11 protein-coding genes and 1 pseudogene are annotated in these 14,459 nt (G+C 67.8%); 4 read left to right on the forward strand and 8 right to left on the reverse strand.

The features are described 5' to 3' along the window. Window positions 1-4 precede the first annotated feature (4 nt). The 4 genes from ACWDUN_RS22415 to ACWDUN_RS22430 are packed head-to-tail and all read left to right on the forward strand — an operon-like array spanning window position 5 to window position 4,256. Complete coding sequence (locus ACWDUN_RS22415; protein ID WP_449932201.1) at window positions 5-1,480, forward strand: flavin-containing monooxygenase; 1,476 nt, start codon at window positions 5-7, stop codon at window positions 1,478-1,480. Between the two features lie 50 nt (window positions 1,481-1,530). After that, window positions 1,531-1,767 (forward strand): hypothetical protein, encoded by a 237-nt coding sequence (locus ACWDUN_RS22420; protein ID WP_449932202.1) that lies wholly within the window; start codon window positions 1,531-1,533, stop codon window positions 1,765-1,767. A 24-nt stretch (window positions 1,768-1,791) separates the two neighbouring features. Beyond that, on the forward strand, window positions 1,792-3,000 hold the full coding sequence (locus ACWDUN_RS22425; RefSeq protein ID WP_449932224.1) for an APC family permease: 1,209 nt from the start codon (window positions 1,792-1,794) through the stop codon (window positions 2,998-3,000). Next, on the forward strand, window positions 3,000-4,256 hold the full coding sequence (locus ACWDUN_RS22430) for a uracil-xanthine permease family protein (RefSeq protein ID WP_449932203.1): 1,257 nt from the start codon (window positions 3,000-3,002) through the stop codon (window positions 4,254-4,256). Before ACWDUN_RS22425 ends, ACWDUN_RS22430 begins: the two co-directional genes overlap by 1 nt. On the opposite strand, the gene ACWDUN_RS22435 is transcribed toward ACWDUN_RS22430, so the two are convergent. The 8 genes and pseudogenes from ACWDUN_RS22435 to ACWDUN_RS22470 all read right to left on the reverse strand — a co-directional run. Then, on the reverse strand, window positions 4,237-5,253 hold the full coding sequence (locus tag ACWDUN_RS22435; protein ID WP_449932204.1) for an NAD(P)/FAD-dependent oxidoreductase: 1,017 nt from the start codon (window positions 5,251-5,253) through the stop codon (window positions 4,237-4,239). The two genes, ACWDUN_RS22430 and ACWDUN_RS22435, sit on opposite strands and share 20 nt — an antisense overlap. Then, window positions 5,250-5,744: an isoprenylcysteine carboxyl methyltransferase family protein gene (locus tag ACWDUN_RS22440; RefSeq protein ID WP_449932205.1), complete on the reverse strand. Its 495-nt coding sequence runs from the start codon at window positions 5,742-5,744 to the stop codon at window positions 5,250-5,252. The genes ACWDUN_RS22435 and ACWDUN_RS22440 overlap by 4 nt, the downstream gene beginning before the upstream one ends. A 1-nt stretch (window position 5,745) precedes the next feature. Further along, on the reverse strand, window positions 5,746-6,813 hold the full coding sequence (locus ACWDUN_RS22445; RefSeq protein ID WP_449932206.1) for a type III polyketide synthase: 1,068 nt from the start codon (window positions 6,811-6,813) through the stop codon (window positions 5,746-5,748). 44 nt (window positions 6,814-6,857) lie between these two features. Then, a pseudogene (locus ACWDUN_RS22450) lies at window positions 6,858-8,953 on the reverse strand (MMPL family transporter). A 68-nt stretch (window positions 8,954-9,021) separates the two neighbouring features. Next, window positions 9,022-9,282 carry a hypothetical protein gene (locus ACWDUN_RS22455; RefSeq protein ID WP_449932207.1) on the reverse strand — a complete coding sequence of 87 codons (261 nt, stop codon included), beginning with the start codon at window positions 9,280-9,282 and terminating at the stop codon, window positions 9,022-9,024. An 8-nt stretch (window positions 9,283-9,290) separates the two neighbouring features. Continuing rightward, window positions 9,291-10,715 carry a M28 family peptidase gene (locus ACWDUN_RS22460; protein WP_449932208.1) on the reverse strand — a complete coding sequence of 475 codons (1,425 nt, stop codon included), beginning with the start codon at window positions 10,713-10,715 and terminating at the stop codon, window positions 9,291-9,293. After that, window positions 10,712-12,211 (reverse strand): M28 family metallopeptidase, encoded by a 1,500-nt coding sequence (locus tag ACWDUN_RS22465; protein ID WP_449932209.1) that lies wholly within the window; start codon window positions 12,209-12,211, stop codon window positions 10,712-10,714. Before ACWDUN_RS22465 ends, ACWDUN_RS22460 begins: the two co-directional genes overlap by 4 nt. Before the next feature lie 22 nt (window positions 12,212-12,233). Further along, window positions 12,234-14,459: beta strand repeat-containing protein (locus tag ACWDUN_RS22470; protein WP_449932210.1), on the reverse strand; the 2,226-nt coding region annotated here is incomplete at its 5' end.

Consider the following 14,459-nt stretch of genomic DNA (forward strand, 5'->3'; position numbering starts at 1 on the left):
AAGCATGTTCGACGCCGTCATCGTGGGCGCGGGTTTCGCCGGTATCGGCGCCGCGATCCAGCTCAAACGGTTGGGAATCGACAACATCGTCCTGCTCGACCGCGAGGACGATCTGGGCGGCACCTGGTATGTGAACCACTATCCCGGGCTGGCCGTCGATGTCCCGACCACCACCTACTCCTACTATTTCGAGCCCAACCCCAACTGGTCGAGGCTGTTCTCCACCGGTCCGGAGATCAAGCAGTACGCCGACGATGTCGCCGACAAGTACGACGTGCGCCGCCACATGCGGTTCAACACCGTCGTCGAGGGCGCGCGCTGGGATGACGACGCCAAGGCCTGGCAGGTGAACCTCGCGGGCGGTGAGACGCTGACCACGCGCTACCTGATCACGGCCACCGGCTTCCTGTCCCAGCCCAAGCTGCCCGACATCCCCGGTATCGACAGCTTCGCCGGCCGGGTCATCCACACCGCCGACTGGGATGACGAGTTCGATCCGGCCGGTCGCCGGATCGCGGTCATCGGCACCGGCGCCACCGCGGTGCAGCTCATCCCGGAGCTGGCCCGTTCGGCCGCCGACCTGACCGTCTACCAGCGCACGCCGATCTGGGTGGTGCCCAAGATCGACCTGCGGTTCGGCCCGCGCACCAAGAAGCTGTTCGCGCGCGTCCCGGCCACCCAGCGCGTGCTGCGCTGGCTCACCGACTCCATCTACGAGTGGATGGTGACGATCGGCGTCGTCTACTACAAGACGTTCCGCGGGCGCGGCAACATCTCGGCCGCCGACCTGTCCAAGCTGCACCGGTTCATCACGATCCGGGACAAGGAGCTGCGTCGGCGACTCACCCCGGATTACGACTTCGGTTGTAAGCGGCCGACATTCAGCAACGGCTACTACCGCGCGTTCACCAGGCGGAATGTCCATCTGCAGGATGTCGGGATCGACCACATCCAGTCCGACGGCATCGTCGCCCATGACGGCACCAAGAACGAGGTGGACACCCTGGTGCTGGCCACCGGTTTCGACCTGTGGGAGGCCAACTTCCCCGCCATCGAGGTCATCGGCCGCGACGGTCGCAACCTCGGAAAGTGGTGGCGTGAGACACGCTTTCAGGCTTATCAGGGTGTGTCGATGCCCTACTTCCCGAACTACCTGAGTCTGGCCAGTCCGTACGCCTTCCTGGGGCTGAACTTCTTCAACACCATGGAGTATCAGATGCGGTTGATGGACCGGCTGTTCTCCGAGGTGCAGCGTCGCAAGGCCACCACCTTCGAGGTGACCGAGGAGGCCAACACCCGGTACCTGGACCGGATGACCGAACTGCTGGGCAATTCCCTGTTCACCCTGGGCAACTGCGCCAGCGCGCGGTCCTACTACTACAACCCCGCCGGTGAGCCGACGCTGCTGCGACCCACCACCACCGACACCGCGATCAGGGAAGCCTCCGAGTTCCCGCTGAGCGACTACGCAATCAACTGAGCCTGAGAGGAATTCCGTTGGCCGAGAAGAAGAGTTCGACCGGTACCACTGTGGCAGGGGTTTCCCTGGTCGGCGCCGGTCTGGCACACTTCGTCGCTCCACAGCTCTTCGAGCCGATCACCAAGCCCGCCTTCCCGCGGGACACCGCCCGGCACATCAAGACCAACGGCACCATCGAGACCGCGATCGGTGTCGGACTGCTGGTCCCCCAGACCCGCAAGCTCGCGGTGCTCGGCGCGCTCGGGTACGTCGTGTACCTGGGCGCCAACGCTGCACGTAACAGGTAGCCGCCCTACACTGCTGCCGTGCACATGCAAAGGCGGCTGGGAACTTTCGATGCCGTCGTCATCGGACTGGGCTCGATGGTCGGGGCCGGCATCTTCGTCGCACTCGGCCCGGCGGCCGCGGCCGCCGGTTCGGGTCTGCTGATCGGTCTCGCGGTCGCGGCCGTCGTGGCCTACTGCAACGCCACCTCCACCGCGCGGTTGGCGGCGATCTATCCGCAGTCCGGCGGCTCCTATGTCTACGGTCGGGAACGGCTCGGCGCCTTCTGGGGTTACACCGCCGGTTGGAGCTTCATCGTCGGCAAGACCGCGTCCTGCGCGGCCATGGCGCTGACCGTGGGCGTGTATGCCTGGCCGGAGTATGCCCATGCCGTGGCGGTCGCGGCCGTCGTCGCACTGACCGCGGTGAACTACGCGGGAGTTCAGAAATCCGCGCTGCTGACCCGGATCATCGTCGCCATCGTGTTGGCGGTGCTGGCCGCCGTGGTGGTGACACTGACCGGGGCGGGCTCGGCGGCCCGGCTGCAGGTGGGCGCCGATGCCGACCTGTGGGGTGTGCTGCAGGCGGCCGGGCTGTTGTTCTTCGCCTTCGCCGGTTACGCGCGCATCGCCACCCTCGGTGAGGAGGTGCGCGACCCGGCCCGCACCATCACCCGGGCCATCCCCATCGCACTCGCCATCGCCTTGACGGTGTACGCGGTGGTGGCCGTTGCGGTGCTGTCGGTCCTGGGCAGCGACGGGTTGGCCACGGCGACCGCACCGTTGGCGGATGCCGTGACCGCGGCCGGGCACGCGAATTTGGCCCCGGTGGTGCAGATCGGCGCGGCGGTGGCCGCGCTGGGAGCGCTGCTGTCGCTGGTGCTCGGGGTGTCCCGGACGACGCTGGCCATGGCGCGCGACCACCATCTGCCCTCGGCGCTGGCCGCGGTGCACCCACGGTTCGGCGGACCGCACCGCGCGGAGGTCACGGTCGGGGTGACGGTCGCGGTGCTGGCCGCCTTCGTCGATGTGCGTGGGGCCATCGGCTTTTCGTCGTTCGCGGTGCTGGTGTACTACGCGATCGCCAATGCCAGTGCCTGGACGCTGCGGCCGGCCCGGCGGGTGATCCCGGTGGTGGGATTCGCGGGCTGTGTGGTGCTGGCGTTCACCTTGCCGCTGACCTCGGTGGTGTGGGGCTCGGCGGTGATCGCGCTCGGTGCCGCGCTGTATGCCGGGCGACGGTTTACCGTGTCCTGATGGCAAAGCTGTCCTTGAAGCCGAATTGGAAGTATGTCGGACCCGACGCCGATGTCGTCGCCCCGGACGAACGGCTGAGCTGGCCGCGCACCCTCGGTATCGGCGCCCAACATGTGGTGGCGATGTTCGGGGCGACCTTCCTGGTGCCGGTGCTCACCGGCTTCCCGCCGGCGACGACGCTGCTGTTCTCCGGGATCGGCACCATCGGATTCCTGCTGATCACCGGCAACCGGCTGCCGAGTTATCTCGGGTCGAGCTTCGCGGTGATCGCCCCGGTGACCGCGGCCGTGGCCGCAGAGGGCACCGGCAGCGCGCTCGGTGGCCTGATCGCGATCGGGTTGCTGCTCATCATCATCGGCGCGGTGGTGCACCTGATCGGTACCCGCTGGCTCGACCTTACGCTGCCGCCGGTGGTGACCGGCGCGGTGGTCGCGCTGATCGGGTTCAATCTGGCCCCGGCGGCCAAGAACAACTTCGAGCAGGGACCGCTGGTCGGGATGGTCACCCTGGTGCTGCTGGTCGGAGCGCTGGCGTTCTTCAAGGGACTGATCGGCCGGCTGGCCATCTTCGTGGCGGTGGTCATCGGATATCTGCTGGCGTTGGCGCTGGGTGAAGTGGACACCTCGGCGATCGCGCAGGCCGCGTGGTTCGGGCTACCCGAGTTCCAGACGCCGACCCTCAGCCTCGCCGTGCTGCCGATGTTCCTGCCCGCGGTGATCGCCCTGGTCGCCGAGAACATCGGGCACGTGAAGTCGGTGAGCCAGATGACCGGCACCGACCTGGATCCGTTGATGGGTCGGGCGCTTGCCGCCGACGGGGTGGCCACCGTGCTGGCCGGCGCCGGGGGTGGTTCGGCGACGACGACGTACGCCGAGAACATCGGGGTGATGGCCGCGACGCGCATCTACTCCACCGCCGCGTACTGGGTGGCGGCCGTGGTGGCGATCCTGTTGTCGTTGTGCCCCAAGGTGGGTGCGGCGATCTCGGCCATTCCGCCCGGCGTGCTCGGTGGCGCGACGATCGTTCTCTACGGTCTGGTCGGTGTGCTGGGCATCCGGATCTGGCTGACCAATCACGTCGACTTCTCCAAGCCGGTCAACCAGATGACCGCGGCCATCCCGCTGATCATCGGCATCGCCGATTTCACATGGCAGGCCGGATCATTGACGTTCACCGGTATCGCGCTCGGTGCCATCGCGGCGCTGGCCGTCCACCACGGCATGACGGGGCTGGCCGCTATTCGCCGAGCGCGTTGACCACCCGGGAGAACATTCCGGGCAGTGCCGCCGAAGCCGGGGTGATCGCGGTTCGCACGGGCCCGATCGCCGTGGCGTGCAACAGGGCCGCGGTCAGGACCCGGTAGCGACGGGTCAGCGCACGCCAACGCCGGTCGTAATCATCGGTGCGATCGGACACGATGCAGTCCACCAACAGGTCGGCGGCACCGAAGGCCAGCCCCATCCCCTCTCCGGTCAGCGCGTCGACATAGCCGGCGGCGTCACCGACCAGCAGGACCCGGCCGGCGGCACGGTGTCGCACCCGCTGCCGCAACGGGCCCGCGGCGCGGTCCGGTCCGTGCGGGAGCCCGTGGAACCGGTCCATCAGCGTCGGGAACTGTTGCAGGTGCTGATCGAATCCGCCCTTGGTGGTCTTCAGGATTGCAACGCCCACACAGTCATTTGATACCGGGGTGACGTACGCCTCGGTGTCGCGGCCCCAGTACACCTCCACGCAGTCCGACCACGGGGCGGTCTGGATGTGTCGGCGGATGCCCCACCTCCGGCGCGCGGACTCGGTGGCCTGCAATCCGAGCGAGCGCCGGATCGGCGAGTGCAGGCCGTCGGCGGCAGCCAGATGGCGGGCGCGGAATCCGGCCGCGCACACCGAGTCGTCGTCCTGGGTGATGTCGCCGACGTCGGCGTGCACGATCCGCACCCCGGCGGCGGTGGCGGCCTCGGCGAGCGCGGCGTGCAGCACGGTGCGGCGCACCCCGCGACCGGGCCCCCTGGTGAATCGGGCCTCGGCGGTGCGTCGGCCATCCAGGTAACGGATGCCGTGAAACGCCCGGCCCGCGGGCTCGACGCCGAGCTTGTGCAGATGCGCCAGCGAATGGGGCATCAAGCCCTCGCCGCACGCCTTGTCGATCGGTCCGCGTCGGGGTTCGACGACCACGGTGTCCAGCCCGGCCTGCGCGGCGTGGACCGCGGTGGCCAGTCCGGCCGGTCCGCCGCCGGCGACCAGCAGATCGATCACGTCAAGCTCTGCAGCGCTTCGTTTTCCACCCGGATCCGGGTGCGCAGTAACAAGGCGTTGGCGAGGGAGAACACCGCGGCGGTGATCCAGGCGCCACCCACCAGCGGAAGCGCAGCTCCTTCCAGGACGACCGCGACGTAATTCGGATGGGGCACAACGCGGTACGGTCCGCCGGTGATCCGCGGCGCACCCGGTACCACGACGACCCGGGTGTTCCACTGCTTTCCCAGGCTGGTGATGCACCACCAGCGCAATGCCTGGGCCAGGACCACCACCCAGAAGGCCGGCCAGATCCAACGCTTGCGGATGCGTGCCTCGGCCACCGCACCGACCAGCAGCCCGCTGTGCAGCGCCACCATCACCGGGTAGTGCCCGGCCCCGAACTCGCGGCCGCCATTGGCCGTGCTCCACTGCAGGTTTCGCTTCGACACCACCAGTTCGGCGATGCGTTCCACACCGACCAGCAGGATCAGGACCACAAAGCTCCGCATGTCAGCGCCACCGCAACAGCACGAGTTCGGAGCAGAAACCGGGTCCCATCGCCATCAGCACACCGGGGCTGCCGGGTGCCGGGCGTTTACGAATGGTGTCACGCAGGACGTGCAGCACCGACGAGGACGACAAGTTGCCGACCTCGGCGAGCGATTGCCAGGTCAGGTCGAGGGCGTCCGACGGCAGCGACAGCGTGTCGATGATGGCCTCGATGACCTTGGGTCCGCCGGGATGACTGACCCAGGTACCGATATCGGTGACGTCGAGATCGTGATCGGCCAGGAACCCGGTGACGTCAGCACCCAGGTAGCGGCCGACGAAGGAGGGCACTTCGGCGCTGAGCACGATCTCGAAGCCTTGGGTGCCGATATCCCAGCCCATCGCGTGCAGCGAGTCCGGATACAGGTGGCTGCGCGAGTCCAGCACGTCGGGGCCGACGGGGTTCAGCTGCTGCGCGCGCCGCTCCCCCACGGCCACGACGGCCGATGCCCCGTCACCGAACAGCGCCCCGGCCACCAGCGTCGGCATCGACGGATGGTGTTTGCTTGTCAGCGAACAGAGTTCGACCGAGACCAGCACCGCCACCTTGTCCGGGGCACCCCGCAGGTAGTCGTGCAGCCGGGCGATTCCGGCGGCGCCGGCGACGCATCCGAGACCGAAGATGGGCACCCGGCGCACATCGGGACGCAACCCGATGCGGCCGGCGATGCGCGCGTCGAGGGAGGGCACCACCGCGCCGGTCACCGTGGTGGTGATGATGAGGTCGACATCCTCGGGCCGCAGTCCCGCCTCGTCGAGCGCCCCCGTCAATGCCGCCGCGCCGAGTTCGGTTGCACGGTCGATGAAGAGGTTGTTGGTCGCACCGAAATCGGTGAGCCCGGGATACTCCTCGAGCGGGCGGACCAGATATCTGCTGTTGACCTTGGCGCTCTTGTGCAGGCCGCGGACGATGTCTTCGACACCCTCGTATCCGGGCAGCGCGAGGATCGCCTCGGTGATCTCATCCTGGGTGTAGCGGTGCGGCGGCAGAACGCCGTGCACGCCGGCGATGGTGCTGTATCGGGGCATTTCCGCGAGATTAGTTCCCATACCCCTGATACGGGGCGCTACCTTCAGTGGTTCAATCCGATCCGATCGTGCAGTTTGGCCAACGGTTTCGGAGCCCACCAGTTCCACCGGCCCATCAGTTGCATGAACGCGGGCACCAGCACCATCCGGACCAGGGTGGCATCCATCAACACCGCCAGTGTCAGCCCAAGTCCGAACATCCGCATGAACGACACATTGGCCGCGATGAGCGCGGCGAAGGAGATCGACATCACCAGTGCCGCAGCGGTTACCACCCGGCCGGTGCGGGCCAGTCCGAGTGCGACGCTCTCCCCGACATCGGCCGATGTGCGCTCCGATGCCAACCAGTACTCCCGGATGCGCGCGAGCAGGAACACCTCGTAGTCCATCGAGAGGCCGAATGCGATGCAGAAGAGCAGCACCGGCACATTGGCCACCAGGGTCCCCGTCGCGGTTGTTCCAGCGCGCCGAGGTGACCGTCCTGAAAAATCCACACCATGGCACCGAAAGTGGCAGTCAGCGACAAGATGTTGAGCACCAACGCCTTCGCCGGCAACACCACGCTGCCGGTCAACAAGAACAGCAGGCAGAAGGTGATCACCGCGATCAGTGTCAACACCAGCGGTAGCTTGGCGCCGATCGCCGCGACGCTGTCGCGGTCGGTCTGGGCCACCCCGCCGAGCACCACCCGGCGTCCGTCGGGGCCCGCTATCGCATGCAGCCGGTCGAGCTGCGCCGCGGAGGCCTCGGAGAACAGCGGCGCCGAACTCGACACTCGCAAGAATGCGCTGCCGTCCCGTTGAACCGGCGGCGCCACCCCCAGAACATCGGGCGCCGAGGCCAACTCACGGGCGAAGCAATCGAGTTCGGCCTGCGCGACCCCGGTGGAGTCCGGGATCACGACGCTGATCTCGGTGGCGAAGTTGTTGGCGAAGTCCTCCCTCAGCCGGTCGCCGACCTGATGCGCCGATGCCGACATGGGCAGCACCCGGTCATCGGGGAAACCCCATTTGACCCCGGTGAACGGCAACCCGAGCAACACCAGCAGCACCACCACCGCCACGCCGATCGGGGCGGCCCGATGCAGCACGAACTTCGTTGAGCGGTACCAGAATTGTTGCTGCACCGGTGTGGGTGTGCGGACGCGCTTGCCCTTGACCCGGTCGCCGAGCAGCACCAGTGCCGCCGGGGTGATGACGAGCGCGGCGATGGCGGCGAAGACCACGGTCGCCACGCCGGCATAGGCGAACGACTTCAGGAAGTACATCGGGAACAGCACCAGCGTGGACATCGGCAGTGCGACCGTCGTCGCCGAGAACACGACGGTGCGACCCGCCGTCACCATGGTCTGCACCAGGGCGTCCTCGGCCGAGGCGCCGTCGGCCAGTTCATCGCGGTAGCGGCTGACCATCAGCAACGTGTAATCGATTGCCAGGGCCAGTCCCATCGCCATGCACAGATTGAGCGCGAACACCGACACGTCGGTGGCAAAGGTGATCAACCGCAGCACGGCCAGCGAACCAAGGATGGCCATCACCCCGACCACGACGGGCAGCGCCGCGGTCAACAGCCCGCCGAACACCCACACCAGGACCAGGAAGCTGAACGGGATCGCGATGGACTCCATCACCAGCAGGTCGCGCTGGGACTGTTCGGTGATCTGCGTGTTCACCATCGCGATGCCGCCGGCCTGGACGGTCACGCCGTCGCGGTCGTGCACCAATCGGTCCGTGAGGGCTTTGGCGTGCTCCTGGGCGTGCTGTTCCCCGCCCGTGATGCCGGCGACGATCAGCCCTGCGGTGCCGTCCCTGCTGATGAGCTCACCGGCAGCGGGCGGGGGCGCGGTCCAGGCCGAGGTCACCTCGGCGACGTGCTCGGATTCATCGAGCGCCGTGGCGATCTCGGTGCCGACCCGGCGGGCGGCCGGACCGGTTGCCCCGGCCGGGTCGGTGACGATGATCAGCAGTTCCATATCGCCCTGACCGAATTTCCCGGTCAGCAACTCGGCGGCCTCCGAGGATTCGGCGGCCGGGTCCTGGAAGCCGCCTGCGGAAAGTTCCTGGGTGACCGGCACCCCGAAAATTGCTGCAGCAACGGCGATCAGGGCCGCGAAGGCCAGGATCCGTTTCGGTGCCGCCATGGCGTATCGGGCGAGGCGTGCCAGGACGCCGGGGTTGTCCACCCGAACATGGTGCCCGATGCGCGGCGTTACGGGGTCTGCACCTCGACATGCCCGCGGATACGGCCCTGCTCGTCCAGCCAACCCTTGCTCTCGGCGTAGGACAGCATGCCGGTCAGTTGCCGGCGCCACTCCGGGTCGTCGGTGCGGCCGGCGAGTTCGGTGAGATCAGCGGGGTCGACCCAGGAGTGGGCCGCGGTGAGCACGACGACCTTGAAGGCGGAGAAGTCCTCGGGTTCGACGACCTCGACGGCAGGCGGCGTCACCCGGGTGTCGATGCGCAGGTACATGTCGGTTCCTAACCTCGTCGATTGCGGCTGTCGCGGGCCGGCACGCCGTTGACGCCCTCGATCGACCGGGCATAGGTGCCGATCGTGTAGGCCAGTGCCGGTGCGGTGATTGACAGGGCGCGGTGGTCGACATTGTCCATCCCGTCCCGGGGGCCACCGTAGTTCGGATCGAAGGGCGCCCCGGCGCGTCCGCCCCACAGCCGGGCCTGGACCGTCGTCTTCTGCTGATTGGCTCCCGTGGTGAGCCCGCCGACGGGCACCCCGGCGGTCAGGAACGGACCGTAATCACCGGTCATGTCCAGCGGCATGTCGGCCGGCCGGACACCGGCGAGGTTCAGATAGCCGGCCAGCGTGCGCTCGATACCCGCCGAGCCCTCGGGCACCGAGTCCGCCGCGATGGCCGGGTTCGGCTGGCCGGACTGATCTCCGTCCAGGGTGAAGTAACCCGGATTCGGAGAGCCGATCATGTTGGCGTCCAGATAGGCGGCGATATCGTTGATCCCACCGTCGTCCAGACCCGTCAGGTACTTTCCCGCCGCGCCGAGGCGTTGCGACCCCCAGAAGGCGAACCGCACGGCATTGTCGATGCGCGCCGCCGAGCCCAGCTGATCGGCGATGGCCAGCAGTGCCGCCACCCCGGTCGCGTTGTCGTTGATGCCGGGGCTGCGCGGGGCGCTGTCCAGATGCGCGCCGGCCACCACCACATTCGCGGTGTCCCCGGTGGAGGTCTGTGCGATCACACTCTTGGATCGCGCGACGCTGGCCTGCCCGTCGAGTACCAGTCGCACCGGGTCGTCGGTGCGGCGCAGCGCGGCATTGGTGGTGCGGTCGATGACGGCGACCGGCAGTGTCAGCTTCTGGTAGTAACCCGGCTCGAACAGGCCCTTGGTGCCGCCGTCGCTGATCACCAGCAGGCCGACCGCTCCCTTGGCGACCGCGGCGTTCTGTTTGGCGACCACCGAGCATTCGGTGTCGTCGACGATGACGAGTGCGCCGCGGACATCGCCGTAGTCGGCGGCCTTGCACCCGGCGGGTTCGTCGGGGCGCAGCGACAGCCCGCGGACACCGCCGCGCGGGGTGGACGCCAGCGGTGACGCCTGGGTGACGGGATAGCTTCGCCCGGCCACCTCCAGCGTCGGCTTGCCGGGATCGCCCATCTTCAGCCATTCGAACTCGGGCGTGCTGATCTCGAACCCCTTGTCGCGCAGCACCTGGGAGATGTAGTCGACGGTGGCGTCGTAGCCGGGCGTGCCGACGGCTCGGCTGCCGTCGTTGGACTCGGCGATGTCGTCGAATCGCTCGAGGTGGGCGAAGATGGCCTCGGCGGTGACGTCGTCGGCGAGATCTCGCGGTCCCAGCGGGGCGGGCTCGGGTGCCGGACTGCACGACGCCAGCGCCAGCGTGGTGGCGGCCGCCGCGAGCAGGCGTCTCATGAGTTGGTCAGGGTATGACGGGTGCGGTCCTCCCGCACCGGTACTCCGTTGCGGCCGCCGATGTCCTGGGCGTACAGCGCCGTCGCATACGCGACACCGCGCCCAAGGATCTCCATGGCGGTGGCGTCGACGTGTTCGAGGGTGTCGGTGGCCTTGTGGTAGTTGGGGTCGAAGGGCTGGTCGGCTTGCCCACCCCAGATCTCGGCCTGCTCGGCGGTCATATTCTCCTCTGCGCCGGAAAACAGCCCACCGGAGGGAATTCCGGCTTTGGTGAAGGCATCGTAATCGGACCGGCCATTGAAGCTGGTGTCCTGGGCCGGTTTGCCGGCGGCGTCGAGGTAAGCGACGAGCATCCGTTCGATTCCCGCCGAGCCCTCCGGGACGCGCGGCACGCTGCCGTCGGGTGCCGGAGGCGCGGACTGGTTGCCGTCGTAGGTGAAGTATCCCGGGTTCGGAGAGCCGACCATGTCGAAGTTCAGGTACAGCGCAATATCTTTCAGCGCCTCGACGTCGAGTGAGGAGATGTATCGGTCCGAGCCGATCAGGCCGACCTCCTCGGCGCCCCAGAATCCGAAGCGCACCGCGTTGCGGACCTCGGGAGCGCTACCGAGTTGCAGTGCGGTTTCCAGTACCGCGGCCACACCGGAACCGTTGTCGTTGATCCCGGGGCCCTCGGGCACGCTGTCGAGGTGGGCGCCCACCATCACGACGTTGTCGGTGGCCCCGGTGCTGGTCTGGGCGATGATGTTCTGACTGCGCTCCACATTGACGCCCGCCTCGAGCCTGATCTCGGTCTCGGCCGGGTTGGCGCGCAACCGGGCACCCTCGCTCTTGGTGATGCCCAACACCGGGATGGTCACCTCGGTGTTGCTGCCCAGGGTGCCGCCGAACTCGTCGACCGGGCGCTCGACATTGTCGGCGACGAGCAGCGCCACCGCCCCGCGTTTGGCGGCAACTGCCTGCTTGTCGCTGAACGGACACGAGCCACGGTCGACCAGCACCACCGCGCCCTGGGTGGCCAACCCCTCATAATCGGCATCGGCGCAGCCCGGTGTCTCGTCCACCGGGGCGGCCACCAACGGTCCCCGCACGCCCTCGGGAGGCGTGCCGATGGTGAAGCTCATCGGCAGGGCGGCGACCCGGGATCCGGCAACCTCGACGGTCGGTTCTTCGGCGAAGGGGATGCGGACCTCGAACTCCGGCGTCTGCACCTCGAAGCCCTTGTCACGCAGCGCTTTCACCACGTAGTCCACGCTGGCCTGATAGCCCGGGGTCCCCAGGGCGCGGTTGCCGCCGTGCTGATCGGCGATCTCCTGCAGCCGGGTCAGGTGCGCCATCATGGCGTCGGCCTCGAGCCGCTTGCTGACCTCCTCGGCGTAGTCGGCTGCCGCGACATCCGGTTCCTGCGCAGACTGCGGTACGTCGTCGTGCCCGCATGCCGCGACGAGGGCAGTCAGGGCCAGCATGGCCACCAGGGACCGTGAGGTGCGCTGCATGGAAACCCACGGTAGCCGACGGTCAGAGAATATCTCTGAGGAGCACCAACGCGATCAGCAGCGGCAGACTCGACAGTCCGCCGGTGTCCGTGGCGAACACCGTGAACGTCCGGCTACCGGCCAGCAGCACCTGCGGCGTATAGAACTTCACCGCGCGCAGCGCCTCCTGATACTGCGCGGGTGTCCCATCCCCGGTCAGGGTGAGCACGCCGGTCGCCGAGTTGTAGTTCGCGGTGACCGGGTTGCCCGCGGGCCGGGTGTAGCTGAGCACGTCATCGGTGTCATGCCCGACGGTGATCGCCAACGTGACGCTCGACAGTTTGTCCGAGGTCGGATCCGTCACCGCAATCAGCGGGTCGACGGTCACGGCCGGACTCCCGGCGGTATAGAGCAGACTGCCGACGAGGGAGGTGACCACCAACGGCGGCAGATTGATCCCGCTCACGGTCAGCGCCGTCAGTCCGGGCAGCAGGCTGGTCGCACCCAGCGCGTCGGTCACCTTGAACTCGATGGTCCGCACTCCGATCAGTGCGCCCGACCCGGTCGAGAAGGTCACCGATTGAAGGACGGTCTGATACGCGGCCGCCGAAGCGTTACCCGTGAGCGTGAGGACACCGTCCTCGTAGGACCCGGTGATGCCGTTCGACGGGGTGAACGTCAACTCGTCGGTGGGGTCGCCGCCCAGCGAGATCGTGACCGTCGCCCCCGACAGGTTCTGGCCGGGGTCGTCGACGATGGTGACGACCGGCGAGACGATCGTCGACTGGCCCGCTGTCACACCGCCGACCGGGGTGGCCAGGATGGTCGGTGCGGCGTTGAGCACGGCGACCACGGTCAGTGCCGTGACACCCGGCAGCGCCGAAGTCTGGCCCGCGGCGTCGGTGACGTCGAACTCGATGGTCCGCACCCCGATCAGGGTGTTGCTCGCGGTACTGAACGAAACCGACTGCAGCACCGTCTGGTAGGCCGCCGCGGATGCGTTCCCCATGAGTGTCAGCACGCCGTTCGCATATGTTCCGGTGATGTTGCCCGATGGAGTGAACGACAACACGTCGGAGGGGCTTCCGCCCAGCGCGATGGTGACCGTGGCGCCCGAGAGCTCTTCGCTCGGGTCGTTGACGATGGTGACGATCGGCGACACCGTCGTCGACTGGCCCGCGGTCACCACACCCACCGGCAACGCCACGATCGTCGGCACCACATTCACCGGTGCCACCACCGTCAGCGCCGTGATGCCCGGCAGCGCGGAGGTCTGGTTGGCGGCGTCGGTGACCTCGAACTCGATGGTGCGGATTCCGATGAGGCCGTTGCTGCCGGTGCTGAACGACACCGACTGCAACACCGCCTGATACGCCGCAGCGGAAGCGTCACCGGTCAGTGTCAGCACACCATTTGCGTACGTACCGCTGATGTTTCCCGACGGGGTGAACGACAGCACGTCCGTCGGGTCGCCGCCCAGGGTGATGGTGACGGTCGCTCCCGAGAGTTCCTCACCCGGGTCGTTGACGATGGTGACGATCGGCGACACCGTCGTCGACTGACCCGCGGTGGCCACCCCCGCCGGAAGGGTCAGCACGGTCGGCGCGGTGTTGAGCGCCGCCGACACAGTGAGCGCGGTTATGCCCGGCAGCGCGGAGGTCTGGCCCGCGGCGTCGGTCACCTCGAACTCGATGGTGCGGATCCCGATGAGCGCGTTGCTGCCGGTACTGAACGACACCGACTGCAACACAGCCTGATACGCCGCCGCGGAATCGTCACCGGTCAGTGTCAGCACACCATTTGCGTACGTACCGCTGATGTTTCCCAACGGGGTGAACGACAACACATCCGACGGATCCTCACCGAGGGCGATCGTCACCGTCGCGCCGGACAGGTTCTGGCCGGGCTCATTGACGATCGCCACGATCGGCGACACCGTGGTCGACTGACCTGCCGTCACCGCTCCCACCGGAGTCGCGACGATGGTGGGTGCGCCATTCAGGGCGGCGACCACGGTGAGTGCGGTGATGCCCGGCAGCGCGGAGGTCTGGCCCGTGGCGTCGGTCACCTCGAACTCGATGGTGCGGATCCCGATCAGGGCGTTGCTGCCGGTGCTGAACGACACCGACTGCAACACAGCCTGATACGCCGCCGCGGAATCGTTTCCGGTCAGTGTCAACACACCGTTGGCATACGACCCGGTGATATTGCCCGACGGCGTGAACGACAGCACATCCGACGGATCCTCGCCGAGGGTGATCGTCACCGT

The organism is Mycobacterium sp. NPDC003323 (genome assembly GCF_053589535.1).

What these genes read in the sequence shown, in the direction of transcription:
- ACWDUN_RS22440 (WP_449932205.1), bottom strand. Translation starts at nt 5,744, where the DNA reads ATGCGGAGCTTTGTGGTCCTGATCCTGCTGGTCGGTGTGGAACGCATC.
- ACWDUN_RS22430 (WP_449932203.1), top strand. Translation starts at nt 3,000, where the DNA reads ATGGCAAAGCTGTCCTTGAAGCCGAATTGGAAGTATGTCGGACCCGAC.
- ACWDUN_RS22455 (WP_449932207.1), bottom strand. Translation starts at nt 9,282, where the DNA reads ATGTACCTGCGCATCGACACCCGGGTGACGCCGCCTGCCGTCGAGGTC.
- ACWDUN_RS22445 (WP_449932206.1), bottom strand. Translation starts at nt 6,813, where the DNA reads ATGCCCCGATACAGCACCATCGCCGGCGTGCACGGCGTTCTGCCGCCG.
- ACWDUN_RS22415 (WP_449932201.1), top strand. Translation starts at nt 5, where the DNA reads ATGTTCGACGCCGTCATCGTGGGCGCGGGTTTCGCCGGTATCGGCGCC.
- ACWDUN_RS22425 (WP_449932224.1), top strand. Translation starts at nt 1,792, where the DNA reads ATGCAAAGGCGGCTGGGAACTTTCGATGCCGTCGTCATCGGACTGGGC.
- ACWDUN_RS22465 (WP_449932209.1), bottom strand. Translation starts at nt 12,211, where the DNA reads ATGCAGCGCACCTCACGGTCCCTGGTGGCCATGCTGGCCCTGACTGCC.
- ACWDUN_RS22460 (WP_449932208.1), bottom strand. Translation starts at nt 10,715, where the DNA reads ATGAGACGCCTGCTCGCGGCGGCCGCCACCACGCTGGCGCTGGCGTCG.